Consider the following 15419-nt stretch of genomic DNA (forward strand, 5'->3'; position numbering starts at 1 on the left):
GGCCGCGGCGCGCCGCGTCCTCGTCGTGCCGCGTCAGCTCCAGCCGGACCGGCCGGCCGCTGCGTCGGCGAGGGTGGCGACGGTGCCGCGCAACAGTACGTCCGGCGCGCTGCGGCGCCAGTTGCACCACCGCTCGCCCCGGCCGACGGACAGGACCCCGCGCACCGCCGAGCGCCGCGAGGGCCACTCGAAGGCGACGGCTCCCGGCGGCGGACCGCGCAGAACCCGCACGACGTGCAGGATCTCCCGGCCCAGATGGCGGCACGTCACGATGTCGGGGCACGGGCGGCGCGGAGGGACGCGCACGGGCACCCCGAGGAGGTCCGCGACGGCGAGCGCCGGATACTCCAGCCCGCAGTGGCGCGGCAGGGCCAGGCTCTCGGGGCAGCAGCCGTGCAGGCCGATGAACCACGGGCAGCCGTCGTGGTCGCGGAGGAACTCCAGCGCGAACGGGCCGCGCCAGCCGGCCTCGCCCAGCAGGGCCTCGCAGCGGTCGAGCAGGTCCTCGTCGGGCGTCAGGGAGCGGTAGGCGCTCGGGCACGATCCGGCCGGGTCGGCCATCCGCACCGCGGTCTGCGCGCTCCAGGCGTCGAAGCCCGTCGCCGTCGCCAGGCCGCAGATGAGCTCGGTGTGTCCCCGCAGCAGCGGCTGGGCCAGGAGGGAGACCCGCTCGTCCCACCCCTCGGCCGCACGCTCGAGCGCGCCCGGGCGCAAGCACCGCAGGCTGCGCGGCCGCATCAGACGCCCCGCATCCTCGTGGACGGTCAGGGCGGGGCGCAGGAGGACCGGGGCGGACAGCCCGAGGACGTCCGCGCGAGTGCGGCAGGGCACGGTCGGCGGCACGGCCAGGCCGACGAGCTCAGCGCCCGCGAGCTGCATACGGCGATCGAGCGCCAGGGCGGTGAGACGGCCGGTCGGCCCCGCCAGGGGGGCACCCAGATCGCCGTCGCCGGTGCCCGCCACCCGCAGCGCCATGTCATCGAGGGCGAGCACGGCGACGGGCCGCACGAGGCGCACGAGGCTCATGATGTCCTGGCGGCAGCGGTCGGCGTCGTGCTCCGGGGCCGTAACCGAGATGACGCGCACCCCGCGCAGCAGCCGGGCCTCGCTCCGGCGACCGGCTCGCGCGAAGACAACGACGGAGAACCCGGCATCGAGAAGGCTCCACGCCGCCTCGACCCCGCACGCGGACTCGCCGAAGCCGATCAGGACGGGCCCCGGCGCGGCCGGCCCGGTCATCGCAACCGCTTCGACCCGGTGCGCGCCGCGCCGGCCGCCAGGGCGAACACGCTGACCACGAGCGCCGTGGTCGCGCTCGGCAGCAGACCGCGCCCGGACCGGCGCCGGCCCGACACGGCGGCCGCGCCGTCCGGCGGGGCCGCCGCCAAGGCCACGCCGAGCGCACGGGCGGGGGCGGGGCGGACGCCGAGGCGGGCCGGCCCCGGCATGGGCACCGGCCGCGTGCGGCGGCGCCGGGCGGTCTCCCCGGCTGCGCGCGGCAACCCGGTGGCGGCGACCGTGCACACCGCCCCCGCGAACAGGAAGAGGTAGGGGGCCTGGGGGAAGGACAGGATGTCGAACAGGGCGCTGGCGACCGCGAACGCGAGCGCCGCCGCCATGCCGGCCAGCGCCGGAGAGGCGCGCGCGGGGTCGCGCGAGCGGATCGCGGGGCGAGCGATGAGCGCCGCCGCCAGGGCCATCGCCAGGTAGGCCGCCACGCCGAGGAACCCCACCTGGAGCAGCTGGCCGAGGTACTCGTTGTCGAGGATCCGGTACGTGTCGGCCTGGCTGATGTCGAGCGAGCCATAGCCGAAGCCGATCACCGGCCGGGTCACCACGTCGGGCGCGATCGCTGCGTAGTCCGACGTGCGGCCGGCCGACGAATCCGTGTTGAGGAAGCCCGAGAGCGACGAGATGGTCCCGAGCGCGCCGGGCGACGCAACGTGGATGAACACCGCGAGCACGAAGACCAGCGGCCACAGCCGCAGCATCTCACGCGTGCGGTACACCAGGAGGACGGCCACCACGACGAGCGGCACGACGACGCCGGTCTTGCGCTCGGTCGACATCGCGCCGGCAATGATCAGCCCGACGGCCAGGCCGTACGCGATGCGGTGACGCGGCACGCGCGCGTCGAGGAGGCCGAGCAGGGCGAACGGCAGGGCGATCGACAGCATGGTCGTCACGGCCAGCCCGTGCTCGGTCGGGCCCACGATCAGGGGCCGGTCGATGCGCAGCGGGTCGGGATGGATGAGCGTCGGAGACGGCTCGACGGTCGCGATGGGCTTGAGGATCACGCGACTGAACTCGTAGAACGCGTTGTAGCCCGTCTTGCGCTCGACCACGACGCCGAGCGCACAGATCGACGCCAGGACCACCGTCAGGACCGAGAACCCCCGCAGCTCCGACGGCCGCATCGCGGCGACGGCGAACCACGCGAACAGCGCGAAGGCGACCAACAGCGCGAGCTGCCGCTGCGAGAGGTCGAGCTCGCCAAGCCGGATGACCCGCGGCAGGTTGACGATGAGGCTCGTGAACGCCACGCCGACGAAGACGGCGATCGCGCCGAGGAACCACGGCGGCCGGCGTCCGCGGGGCCGCCGGTCGCCGCCGAACAGCACCCAGCCCGCTATGAGCGCCGCAATCGCGAAACGGTCGATCTTCGAGTCCACCGGGAGGCTGACGCGGACGTCGACCGCGTTGATGGGGATCAGCCACAGCATGACCAGGAAGCCGGCGAGCATCCACGGCAGCGGGCGCGACGTGTACGGCCAGTCGTCGGCGACCGCGCGCCGCAGCGCGACGGTCGGCTCTGCGCCCTGGGGCGTCACCGGACGGGCTCGGCCTCGCGCCGCTCCCCGGCGCGGTCTTCCTCACCATCGGCGGCCGGCGGGCGCTCGCCCGGCCCGCTGGGCGAGCCGGGCCAGCCACCCTCCCCCTGCTCGACGATCCGTCCCGCCGCGCGCCAGTTGGAGACCAGCCGCGAGATGACGAGCAGCGCCGCACACCACACGACGAACACGAGGAAGAAGATCAGGACGCCCATCCGCATCCCCACGCCGCTGTTGACCGTCCGCGCGGCAGGCTGGCCGAGCTGGCGGATCTCGACGCGCTGGGCGGCGGGGACCAGGCGGGCCAGCTGGAGCTGGCGCACGTAGGCCGAGAGGCCCTGCGCCGCGCCCGTGGCGAGGCGGTTGGCCTCGTCCGTCGTCGGCGCCTGGGCGAAGATCGTGATGATCGGCAGCTCCGGGCTCGACTCGAACTGCAGGCGGTAGGAGTTCGTCTCGCCGACGATCTGGCTGGAGCGCTGCTCCGCCGTCGGCTCCTGCTCAGCCCGCGGCTGGTTGGTCTCGAACGGCCCCTGCGCGAAGATGAGGCCGGGGTTCACGCCCGCCTCCCGCCCGATCACGCGAAGCGCGTCGGGACTGGTCAGCAGCCGGGAGTACACCCCCGCCCGCACGATGAGCGGGTTGAGGTCCGTGCCGAGGTCGGCGAGCGACGAGTCCGGCGCGTCGACGATGACCTGCGTGCGCGCGGTGGCGTAGGACAGCGATCGGCTCTTGAGCGCCGGTGGCGCGAAGGAGACGTGGTCGACCCGGAGAATCGCCGCGGCCAGGGCGACGAGCACGCCGAGCGTGACGAGCCACTTGCGGCTCCAGAGCGCTCTGAGGAGAAGTGCGAATTCCATGTCGTCCGAGGAACGGCCGTCCGCGGCCGCAACTTTCGTCGGCGGCGATATGCGGGCGTGCCCGGTCAGGAAGCGTTCAGGCTCGACTTCAGCTTGACGCTGAGGGCGGGGCCCACGCGCTGCGCGACGGCCCGCACCCCGAGGGCGATCCCGGCCGCCACGCACGGGACCAGCACGAGCTCGTAGCGGAAGCCCGAGAAGGTCGGCCCGAGCGCCAGCAGCGCCAGGTAGCCCAGCGGGATCCCCCACAGGAGCAGGAAGAACGGGTCGCGGCGGTCGCCGAGGACGTACAGCAGCACGAGACCGGCGGCGAAGACGAGCATGACGAGCGGATGGGCGGTGGCGTAGTCGCCGTACCCCCGCGCCATGTCGCGCAGCACGCCCCCGTAGTGGTCCACGATGAACGACCAGCTCGTGTCCGGCGGGATCGTGCGGTCGTTGGCCACGAACGCGAGCTGGCCGCGGGCGTCCGCCCCGAAGAGCAGCGGCGCCGGCAGCGAGGCGAGCATGCCCGTGGCCGCGAGGGCGACGCTGCGCCGGGATCGCACGGCCACGGCGAGGACCACCGCGGCGGCGACGAGCACGAACGAGCTGTCGCGGGTGATCGACAGCGCGAGGATGGCGGCGAACCAGCCGCCCAGCCAGCCCGGGCTGCGTTCGATCGCGGCGAGGCCCGCCAGCAGCGCCGCGAGCATGAGCGCCACCCCCCAGCTGTCGGTGAGCGGGATCACGCTCCAGTCACGCAGGGGCGCGAGCGCCAGCGCGCCGAGCGCGACCGCGAAGCTCGTTGCGGCCCCGAAGCGGCGGCGCAGCAGCAGGAAGAGCAGCGGCGCGACGGCCACGTACCCGAGCAGCGACCACGTGCGCAGGCTCTCCTGGCCGAGCACCGGATAGGTGGCGGCGGCCAGCGCCGGAAGCAGCCAGCGCCGGCGGTAGTACTGGCTGGCGAAGTCGACCCAGCGCGGATCGGTCACACGCCGCGGCTCGCCCGGCTCGTCAGCGTCCAGCGACCGGGCCCGGGCCCCCAGGGGGCCGAAGAAGAGCTCGTGGCGCGCGGTCTGGGCGTCCGTGCCGCGCAGCTCGAGCGTCTGGGACTGGTACATGAGCGAGTCGGGGTCCCACAGGACCGGGCCGTTCCACTGGCGCGCGAGCGACAGGGCCGCGACCACCGCCAGCACCAGGCACAGCAGGGCGGGACGCGCGGCCGTCCACCGCCAAGTCGATCCAAGGCGCGCGACCATGCCGGTCGCGGGCGGACGGGCACGGAGCGAGTCGATCCCGGTGGCGTCGGACATGCTGCACGAACGTGGCGCGCCCGCGCGGGCTTCCGCGCGCAAGACCGGCGGGCGCGCGCGCGTTCATCCAGCGTGACCCCCGGATGCGCGCTGCCATGACCGTCCATCGCCCCGCATGGATCGGACTGGCTGTGCTGGGCGCGATTCTCGCATGCGTGCTGAGCCGGCCACCGGTCGCCGCCGCCGTGACGTGCCCGGCCGCCAACCCGGTGGTCAACGAGAACAACTGCAAGGGGACGGGATCGACCGGCTGGCGGCTGACGAACTACGACAACAACGGGGTCGCCGGCTTTGCGGCGCAGCCGAGCGTGAACGTCGGCAGCCCGGTCACCCTCGACATCGGCGCCTTCGACACGAACAACGACCGCGTCGACATCTCCGTCTATCGCATCGGCTACTACGGCGGGACCGGCGGCCGGCTCGTGCACACCGCCACGAACGTCGCGGTCAACAACCCCTACGGGTGCGGTTCGCCGGACTCGACCACCGGGCTCGTGGCCTGCGACGGCTGGGCTCCGACCTACACGATCCCCGCCTCGGCGCTGACCACGTCGGGGGTCTACATCGCGCGCCTGCGCGCCACGGAGAGCGGCAACGAGAACGCCGTCCTGTTCGTCGTCCGCGACGACGGCCGCCAGGCCGACGTCCTCTACAAGCTGCCCACGGCGACCTACCAGGCGTACAACAACTGGGGCGGCAAGTCGATGTACGACTGGAACTCGTTCGGCTCGACCACCGTCACCGGAGGACCCCGCGCCGCCAAGGTCTCGTTCCTGCGCCCCCTCGCCGACCTGCGCGTCGGCGACAACTGGTTCCAGAAGTCCGACTACGCGATGGTGTTCTGGCTCGAGAAGCAGGGCTACGACGTCTCCTACACCGAGGACGTCTCGGTCAGCCAGCAGCCGTCGCAGCTCCTGGGCCACCGCGTCGACATGGTCGCCGGGCACGACGAGTACTGGACCGGCGAGGAGATGCACGGCTACAAGGCGGCCCGCGACGCGGGCGTCTCGGTGGCCTCGTTCAGCGGCAACACGGCGTACTGGAAGACCCGCCTCGAGGACGGCGGCGACACGCTCGTCACCTACAAGACCGTGCAGGGCTCGGGCACGAACGGCGCCGCCGGTCAGAACGACTGGGGCCCGGACGGGGTCAAGAACACCGCCGACGACGCGCTGGGCCTCGACCGGATCGCCGGCACGGCCGACGACCGGCCGCAGAACGCCACGACGACCTGGCGCGACAACGGCGCGCCATCTGGCTCGCCCGACGCGCCGGCCGGCGGACGCGTCGGACCCGACGAACCCGAGAACTCGCTGTTCGGCAACATGTACGTCGGCGACAACGACTCGGTCAGCTACCCGCTCGGCGTCCCCGCCGGCAACGCCCAGAACTGGTACGCGGCCGACCGCATCTGGCGGCACACGGGCATCACGGCCGCGACCGGCGGCTCGATCGGCTCGAAGCTCGTCGGCTGGGAGTGGGACGCCATCCCGACCAACCCGCAGTACCTGGCCAAGCAGCCGGCCGGCGTCGTCCCGGTCACCGCCAGCGACACGACGAACCTCGGCTCGGAGTGGCTGATGGACGAGGGCCGCGTCTACGGGTCCTCCCCGCCGGCCGGGCAGCCCGGCACGCCGGAGGCGGTCAAGTACCGGGCGGCAAGCGGCGCATGGGTGTTCTCGGCCGGCACGAACCAGTGGAGCTGGGGCCTCGGCCCGCACTGGATCGACCAGCCCGGCAGCGGCCAGTCCTTCCAGGATCCGCCCACCGACTCGACGGACGCCCGCATCTCGCAGGCGACGTACAACATGCTCTCGGACATGAACGTGCAGCCCATCACCCCGGTGGGCCTCACGCTCGACTCCGGCAACCAGCCGCCGTCCGCATCGTTCACCGTCTCGCCGAACCCGGCGCTGACCGGGCAGACCGTGACGTTCGACGCCTCGGCGTCCACCGACACGGACGGCACGATCGCGCAGTACGAGTGGGACCTCGACGGCAACGGGACATACGAGAAGACGACGACCACGCCGACGACCACCACGACGTACAGCACCGCCGGACCGGTGACCGCCGGCCTGCGGGTGACCGACAACGGCGGCGCGTCGACCACCACCAGCCGGAGCGTGAGCGTCTCCAGCGGCGAGCTCGGCCCGTACCCGCAGGCCGTCGTCGCCGGCGGCGCGAGCGACTACTGGCGGCTCGGGGACGTCGGCACCACGACCCTGATCGACCAGCTCGGCGGCGCGAACGCCACGGCGCGCAACGGCGTGACCCTCGGCGTCCCCGGCGCCCTGAGCGGCGACAGCGACACGGCCGCGCGATTCGACGGCGTCAACGACGCGGCCACCGCCCCGGTCAACCTGTCGGCCACGAGCAAGCTGACCGTCGAGTTCTGGCTGAAGTGGAGCGCGTACGCCAACGACGACCGCCTGGCGATGGAGCTCACGGCGAACTTCAACCAGAACGCGGGCGGCTTCCTCGTCGACCCCAACTCGCCGCAGAACGGCGGGACGTTCGGCGTGGCGCTGGGCATCGGCACGTCGCGCAACAACGTCTACTTCGCGCGGCCGAGCGCCGGGGCATGGCACCACTACGCGTTCGTGATGGACACGACGGCCCCGGCCGCGACCCAGATCACGCCCTACGTCGACGGCGTGGCCGTCCCCTACGCGAAGGTCGACAGCGGCACGGGCGCCGGTGCGTTCGCGAACGCGACGCTGAACATGATGTCGCGCAACGCCGCGAGCCTGTTCGGCGCCGGCGACCTCGATGAGGTCGCGCTCTACCCGACGACGCTGAGCGCCGGGACGATCGCCGGCCACTTCACGAAGGGTGGAGGGACGCTGGTCAACCAGGTGCCGACGGCGTCGTTCACCGTCTCGTCCAACCCGGTCGCGACCGGCCAGCCGGTCTCGTTCGACGCGACCGGCTCGGCCGATCCCGACGGCACCATCGCCCGGTACGAGTGGGACCTCGACGGCAACGGGACGTATGAGACCGACACGGGCACCACCCCGACGACCACCAACATCTACTCCAGCGCCGCGACGGTGAACGTCGGGCTGCGGGTCACCGACAACGGCGGGGCCACCGCGACGACCACGCGGACGCTGACCGTCCAGGGGCCGGCCAACCAGCCTCCCGCGGCGTCGTTCACGATCGCGCCCAACCCGGCGACGGCGGGCCAGCAGGTCCTGTTCGACGCCGGTGCCTCCGCCGACCCCGACGGCACCATCGCCAAGTACGAGTGGGACCTCGACGGCAACGGCACCTACGAGACCGACACCGGCACCACCGCCACCACCACCCACACGTACGCCGCCGCGGGCCCGGTCGCGGTCGGCCTGCGCGTCACCGACAACGCCGGCGCCACGGGGACCACCTCCCGCACCCTCACCGTCAACCCGCAGCAGCAGACCAGCCCGTATCCGCAGGCGATCCTGGCGACGACGGGCCTGTCCGGCTACTGGCGCCTGGGCGAGGCGTCGGGCACGACGCTGGCCAACCAGCTCGGCTCGCCGAGCCTGACCGCCCAGGGCGGCGTCACGCTCGGCGTCCCCGGTGCGATCACCGGCGATGCGAACACCGCTGCGCGCTTCGACGGCGTCAACGACGCGGCCACCGCCCCGGTCAACCTGTCGGCCACCAACAAGGTCACCGTCGAGTTCTGGCTGAAGTGGACCGCCTACGCCAACGACGACCGCCTCGCCATGGAGCTCACCCCGAACTTCAACACCAACGCCGGCGGGTTCATCGTCGACCCCAACGACGCCAGCGGCCGCTTCGCCGTGGGCATCGGCCGCTCGGGCAGCACGCGCAACAACGTCCTGTTCACCCGCCCCAGCGCCGGCACCTGGCACCACTACGCGTTCGTCATGGACTCCAGCGCTGCCGCGGCCACCCAGATCACGCCCTACGTCGACGGCCAGGCCGTCACCTACACCAAGCTCAACAGCGGCACCGGCGCCGGCAACTTCGCCAACGCCACGCTCAACGTCATGAGCCGCAACGCCGCCAGCCTGTTCGGCACCGGCGACCTCGACGAACTGGCCATCTACTCGACCACGCTCACGTCGGCGACGGTCGCCGCGCACTACAGCACCGGCCACAACGGCGGCGCCAACCAGGCACCCACCGCATCGTTCACCGCGTCGCCGAACCCGGCCACCACGGGCCAGCAGGTGACCTTCGACGCAAGCGCCTCCAGCGACTCCGACGGCACCATCAGCCAGTACGAGTGGGACCTCAACGGCGACGGCACCTACGAGACCACGACCACCGCGCCGACGACCACGCGCACGTACACGAGCGCGGCGACGGTCACGGTGGGGCTGCGCGTGACCGACAACGGCGCGGCGACCGCCACGACGACGCGCACGCTGACCGTCCAGACGCCGGCCAACCAGCCGCCCACCGCGTCCTTCACCGCCACGCCCAACCCGGCCACCACCGGACAGACGGTGACGTTCGACGCCTCCGCCTCCGCCGACTCGGACGGCTCGATCGCGCTCTACGAGTGGGACCTGGACGGCAACGGCACCTACGAGACGTCGACGACCACGCCGACGACGACGCGCTCCTACGCGAGCGCCGCGTCGATCACCGTCGGCCTGCGCGTCACCGACAACAGCGCGGCCAACGCCACGACGACGCGGACGCTGACCGTCCAGTCGCCCGCCAACCAGCCGCCCACCGCCTCCTTCACCGCCACGCCCAACCCGGCGACCACCGGCCAGACCGTGACGTTCGACGCCTCCGCCTCCAGCGACCCCGACGGCTCGATCGCGCTCTACGAGTGGGACCTCGACGGCAACGGCACCTACGAGACGTCGACGACCACCCCGACGACCACCCGCTCCTACGCAAGCGCCGCGTCGATCACAGTCGGCCTGCGCGTCACCGACAACAGCGCCGCGACCGCGACGACCACGCGGACGCTGACCGTCCAGTCGGTGACCGGCCAGCCGCCCACCGCGTCCTTCACCGCCACGCCCAACCCGGCCACCACCGGCCAGACCGTCGCGTTCGACGCCGGCGCCTCCAGCGACCCCGACGGCACCATCGCCAAGTATGAGTGGGATCTCGACGGCAACGGGACCTACGAGACCGACACCGGCACCACCGCCAACACCACCCGCTCCTACACGAGCGCCGGATCGGTCACCGTCGGCCTGCGCGTCACCGACAACAGCGCGGCGACCGCCACGACCACGCGGACGCTCACGGTCCAGCTGCCGGCCAACCAGCCGCCCACCGCCTCCTTCACCGCCAGCCCCAACCCGGCCACCACCGGCCAGACCGTCGCGTTCGACGCCGGCGCCTCCAGCGACCCCGACGGCACCATCGCCAAGTACGAGTGGGATCTCGACGGCAACGGGACCTACGAGACCGACACCGGCACCACCGCCACCACCACCCGCTCCTACACGAGCGCCGGATCGGTCACCGTCGGCCTGCGCGTCACCGACAACAGCGCCGCGACCGCCACGACCACGCGGACGCTGACCGTGACGAGCAGCCAGCCGTCCAGCCCCTACGCGCAGACGGTCCTCGCGACGACCGGGCTCACCGGCTACTGGCGCATGGGCGAGGCGTCGGGCACGACGCTGGCCAACCAGCTCGGCTCGCCGAGCCTGACGGCCCAGGGCGGCGTCACGCTCGGCGTCCCCGGTGCGATCACCGGCGATGCGAACACCGCTGCGCGCTTCGACGGCGTCAACGACGCGGCCACCGCCCCGGTCAACCTGTCGGCCACCAACAAGGTCACCGTCGAGTTCTGGCTGAAGTGGACCGCCTATGCCAACGACGACCGCCTGGCGATGGAGCTCACCCCGAACTTCAACTCCAACAGCGGCGGGTTCATCGTCGACCCCAACGACGCCAGCGGCCGCTTCGCCGTCGGCATCGGCCGGCCCGGCGGCACGCGCAACAACGTGCTGTTCACCCGGCCCAGCGCCGGCACCTGGCACCACTACGCGTTCGTCATGGACTCCAGCGCTGCCGCGGCCACGCAGATCACGCCCTACGTCGACGGCCAGGCCGTCAGCTACACCAAGCTCAACAGCGGCACCGGCGCCGGCAACTTCGCCAACGCCACGCTCAACGTCATGAGCCGCAACGCCGGCAGCCTGTTCGGCACCGGCGACCTCGACGAGCTCGCCATCTACTCGACCCCGCTGAGCGCCGCGACGATCGGCGGCCACTACGCCGCCGGGGCCAACCAGCCCCCGAGCGCGTCGTTCACGGCCACGCCCAACCCCGCCGACACCGGCCAGCAGGTCACGGTCAACGCAGGCGCGTCCAGCGACCCCGACGGCACCATCGCCAAGTACGAATGGGACCTCGACGGCAACGGCACCTACGAGACCGACACCGCCACCACCGCCACGACGACCCGCACCTACGCGAGCGCCGGCTCGGTGACCGTCGGGCTGCGGGTGACCGACGACCGCGGGGCCACGGCCACGACGACGCGCACGCTGACCGTGCACGCCGCCAACCAGCGGCCGACGGCGTCGTTCACCGCCACGCCCAACCCCGCGACGACCGGCCAGCAGGTCGCGTTCGACGCCGGCACCTCCGCCGACCCCGACGGCACCATCGCCAAGTACGAGTGGGATCTCGACGGCAACGGGACCTACGAGACCGACACCGGCACCACCGCCGCCGCCACCCACACCTACGCCACCGCCGGCGACGTCACGATCGGGCTGCGCGTGACCGACAACGCCGGCGCGACGGACACCACGACGCGCACGCTCACGGTCCAGGGCCCGGCGCCGGCGCCGGCGCTGCCCTCCAACCAGCCGCCCACCGCCTCCTTCATCGCCACCCCGAACCCGGCGCAGACGGGCAGCGCGGTGATCTTCGACGCCACCGGATCCGGCGATCCCGACGGCGCCATCGCCACGTACGAGTGGGACCTCGACGGCAACGGGACCTACGAGACCGACACGGGTGCCGTCGCGACCGCGAGCCACGCCTATGACACGGCCGGCGCCGTGACCGTGGGGCTGCGCGTCACCGACAACGGCGGCGCCACCGCGACGCAGACCGTCGCGCTGACGGTCGAGGCAGCGCCTGCCCCGGCGCAGGCGCAGGCCCCGGCGCAGGCCCCGGCGCAGGAGCAGGCCCCCGCGCAGGAGCAGGCCCCGGCGCAGGAGCAGGCCCCGGCGCAGGAGCAGGCCCCGGCGCAGGAGCAGGCCCCGGCGCAGGAGCAGGCGCCTGCGCCGCTTGCGGCCGAGCAGCCCCTGTCCTCGCCGCTGCTGACCCTGACGGCCCCGGGCGCCGACGGCGCGCACGCGGGCACCGTGCGGCTGGCGGGCGAGCGACGGGCCCAGGTCGAGTCCGGGCGGACGGTGACGGGTTCCGTCGTCGCCGCCGGGGCCGCGCCCGGCACCTCGGCGCTGGTCCGCATCGAGCGGCCGCGCTGCACCTCGCATGGCTGCCGCTGGGTCGCCGTGCGCACGTTCACCGTCCCGCTCGACGCCGCTGGACGCGGCCAGATGCGCGTCGTGCTGCGCCGGCCCGGCGTGGTGCGCGCCTGGGCCCAGGACGCGAGCGCACCGCCGGGCGAGGCGCCGCCCGACGAACGCTACGCGTACGTCGTCGTGCGCCGGCCGCCACGATGAGCGTGCGGCATCTGGCCCTCGCTCTCGTCGCGGTGATCGCCACGGGAGGACTGACCGCCTGCGCGAGCACCGAGGCAGGCGGCGCTCACGGCACGGCGGCGGCGACGACGGCCTACGAGCCGCCGCCCACCCTCTCGCCCGCCGCGACCCGCACGATGTCCGACGGCCTGGGCCGGCTCGCCGCCCGGCTGGCGACCGCCGCGCAGTCCGCCGGCGGACCCGGGTTCGACGCGGCGATCGGGCGCAGCCGCACGGAACTGGCCGCCGTCCTCGCCGTCGCCCGCGCACAGCAGGGCCGCGCGGCCGCGCACCCCGCGCTGCTCGTCGCCGGCCTGGGGCGGCTGCGGCAGGTGGTCGACCTCGCCGCGAGCGGCGGGCCGGCGCCGCCCGCGACGCGGACCATGGCCGTGGCCGATGCCCAGCGGATCGCGGCGGATCTGCGCGCCCGCGTCGACCGCCGGGAGCCCGGCCTCGCGGCGAGCGGGCCGCAGGCGACCGCTCCGCCCGCCCCCGGGCCCTACCTCGCGGCCACGGCGCTGTCCACCGACCTGCTGCGGGCGCGCTGGGAGACCGCCGCCCGCAGCCCCGGCCGCGCGAGCGCCGCCGTGGCCGACGCGCGCCGGCAGGCGGCAGGCTTGACCCCCGCGATCCCGGGCCTGAGGCGCGAGCTGCGGCGCGCCGCCCAGGCGGCCCGGGCGGGCGATGACGTCACGCTCGCGAGCGCCCGCGGCGCCGCGCTGGCTACCATCGCGCGAGCGGGCCAACTCCGTGCCGAGCGCGCCGCCGCGGCCGGCGACGGGCGCGGCGCCGAGCGGTGGGCGACGCTGCGCGATCTCGGCCCGACGACGACGGCGCGTCGCGTCCGCGACGACGCCGCGCGGGCGGCCGCTGCCCTGCGCGACGGCCGGATGCGGCCCGCCGCAGCGGCGCTCGCGGTGCGCCGCGACGGCCTCGACGCCCTCCAGCGCCGGACCACCGTACTCGTCCAGCAGGCGGCGCTCGCCGCGTACGGCGGCCGGGGAGCCGATCGCGCCGAGGCAGCCGCCACGGCGGCCGGATACTGGGCCCTGCTGGCGCCCGAGTATGCGCGCCGTTCCGGCCCGGCCGCCGCGGTCCGGGCCGGCCGCGCGTTCGCGGCGCTGGCGGTGCCGGTGCCTCCGGGGCTCGGGCCGGGATTCGCGCTCGACGCCAAGGTCGCGGCGGCGGGGGCCGCCCTCGGCGCCTTCACCGCCGCGCCGCCCACCGCCGCCGAACGCGCGAGCCGCATCCGCCGCCTCGTCCGCCTCACCGCCCAGACCACGTCGCAGCTGTGTGACCGCAACGCGCCGGCCCGTCGCCCGGGCGGCGACGCCGGCGAGGGCGCCGTCGGGCCGGCCGCCATCGCGCGGCTGATCGCCGACGTCCGGCCCGGCCTCCCGGCGGCCGACAGCGCGCGCCTCGCCGCGATCCTGCCCGACCTCGCCGCGCTCCCGCGCACCGCCGGCATCCTCGGTGAGGAGGGCGCCCCGCCGCCCACCGCCGTCCCGCCCGCGGCCGGCGCCATGTGCGATCGCGTCCGGGCCGCGGTCCAGGACGTGTTCCCCGACGCCTGGCGGCGCCTCGACGGCGACGAGGACATCGACCGCATCGAGGCCCAGCTGGCCCGCATGGAGCGCGCGGCGGCCGCGGGGCGCTGGGGCGAGGCCGACCAGGCGCGGCGCACCGCGTACGCGATCTTCGAGCTCGGGCCCGAGCCGCGGCTGCGCGCCTTCGCGCCCGACCTCGTCGTCCGTCTCGAGAACCTCTTCTGGGCCGCCGCGCCCGACGGCCCGAACCTCGCCGACGTCCTGGCCGAGGGCACGCCGCCCGCCGTCGTACGCGAGCGGCGCCTGGCGACCGTCGCCGCGCTCGAGCAGGCGCGGGCCGCGCTGGACCGCCCGCGCAGCGGCGGCGCCGTCGTCGTCAACAGCGCGATCGTCGTGTTCCGCGAGGGCCTCGAGGCCGCGCTCGTCCTCGCCGCCCTCATCGCCAGCTTCGCCGTCGGCGGCCGCGCCTGGCGCCGGCCGCTGGTGGCCGGGATGCTGGCCGCCGTCCCGGCGACCGTGGTGACCTGGTTCCTCACCTCGGCCGCCGTACGGTCGCTCTCGGGCTGGGGGCTCGCGCTCGAGGCGGCCGTCGACCTGGCGGCGCTCGTCGTGCTCGCCGTCATCCTCGCGTGGTTCTTCCAGCGCTTCTGCTGGACGCGGTTCGTGGTGCGCCAGCAGGCGCGCCACCGCCGGCTGCTGGCCCCCGGCTCGGGCGTCTGGCCGGCGGTCGCGCTCGGCCTGCTCGGCTTCACGGCGATCTACCGCGAGGGCTTCGAGACCGTCGTCTACCTGCAGGCGCTGCGGCTCGACGCGGGCACCGGCACGGTGCTGCAGGGCGTCGCGCTCGGCCTGGCGCTGACGGCGGCCTTGGCGCTGCTCATGCTGCGCCTGCGCCGGCGGCTGCCCTACCGGGCCATCGTGGTCGCCGCCGCGAGCGGCATCGCGCTGCTGACCGTGATCCTCGCCGGTCAGGCGGCCCGTGCGGCCCAGGCCGCCGGCTGGATCGCCGTCGACCCGGTCCACCTCCGCCTGCCGGCCTGGACCGGGCCGTGGCTCGGCCTGTACCCGAGCACCCAGACGCTGGTCGCCCAGGTGCTGGCCGTCGTCGGGATCGTGATCCTCGGCCTCGTGGTGCGGGGGCGGCGCGAGCAGCGCTCCGCGCGGCGGATGCAGGCGGCCCGCGCGCGCCGGGCCCGGCCCAAGACGACCGCCTGAGCGGTCGCCGCGGGCGCGGCGC

The 15419-nt window shown here is 74.5% G+C and carries 6 protein-coding genes; 2 read left to right on the top strand and 4 right to left on the bottom strand.

Annotated features, from left to right (window positions below):
• Positions 1-33: 33 nt before the first annotated feature.
• The 4 genes from DSM104329_RS20905 to DSM104329_RS20920 all read right to left on the bottom strand — a co-directional run bounded on the left by DSM104329_RS20905 (position 34) and on the right by DSM104329_RS20920 (position 4983).
• Positions 34-1239, bottom strand: a complete 1206-nt coding sequence (locus tag DSM104329_RS20905; RefSeq protein ID WP_259311788.1) for a hypothetical protein — start codon at positions 1237-1239, stop codon at positions 34-36.
• Positions 1236-2831 carry a hypothetical protein gene (locus DSM104329_RS20910; RefSeq protein WP_259311789.1) on the bottom strand — a complete coding sequence of 532 codons (1596 nt, stop codon included), beginning with the start codon at positions 2829-2831 and terminating at the stop codon, positions 1236-1238. The genes DSM104329_RS20905 and DSM104329_RS20910 overlap by 4 nt, the downstream gene beginning before the upstream one ends.
• Complete coding sequence (locus DSM104329_RS20915) at positions 2828-3688, bottom strand: YveK family protein (protein WP_259311790.1); 861 nt, start codon at positions 3686-3688, stop codon at positions 2828-2830. Before DSM104329_RS20915 ends, DSM104329_RS20910 begins: the two co-directional genes overlap by 4 nt.
• 65 nt (positions 3689-3753) lie before the next feature.
• The gene (locus tag DSM104329_RS20920) at positions 3754-4983 is read right to left on the bottom strand and encodes a hypothetical protein (RefSeq protein ID WP_259311791.1); all 1230 of its coding nucleotides are present in this window, start codon (positions 4981-4983) and stop codon (positions 3754-3756) included.
• Positions 4984-5078: 95 nt separating this feature from the next.
• Between DSM104329_RS20920 and DSM104329_RS20925 the strand changes: the two genes are divergently transcribed.
• Both DSM104329_RS20925 and DSM104329_RS20930 read left to right on the top strand, forming a co-directional pair.
• Positions 5079-12617, top strand: a complete 7539-nt coding sequence (locus DSM104329_RS20925) for a PKD domain-containing protein (RefSeq protein ID WP_259311792.1) — start codon at positions 5079-5081, stop codon at positions 12615-12617.
• Positions 12614-15397 (top strand): FTR1 family protein, encoded by a 2784-nt coding sequence (locus DSM104329_RS20930; RefSeq protein WP_259311793.1) that lies wholly within the window; start codon positions 12614-12616, stop codon positions 15395-15397. The genes DSM104329_RS20925 and DSM104329_RS20930 overlap by 4 nt, the downstream gene beginning before the upstream one ends.
• Positions 15398-15419 lie beyond the last annotated feature (22 nt).

This window comes from Capillimicrobium parvum (assembly GCF_021172045.1).
Lineage (GTDB): Bacteria > Actinomycetota > Thermoleophilia > Solirubrobacterales > Solirubrobacteraceae > Capillimicrobium > Capillimicrobium parvum.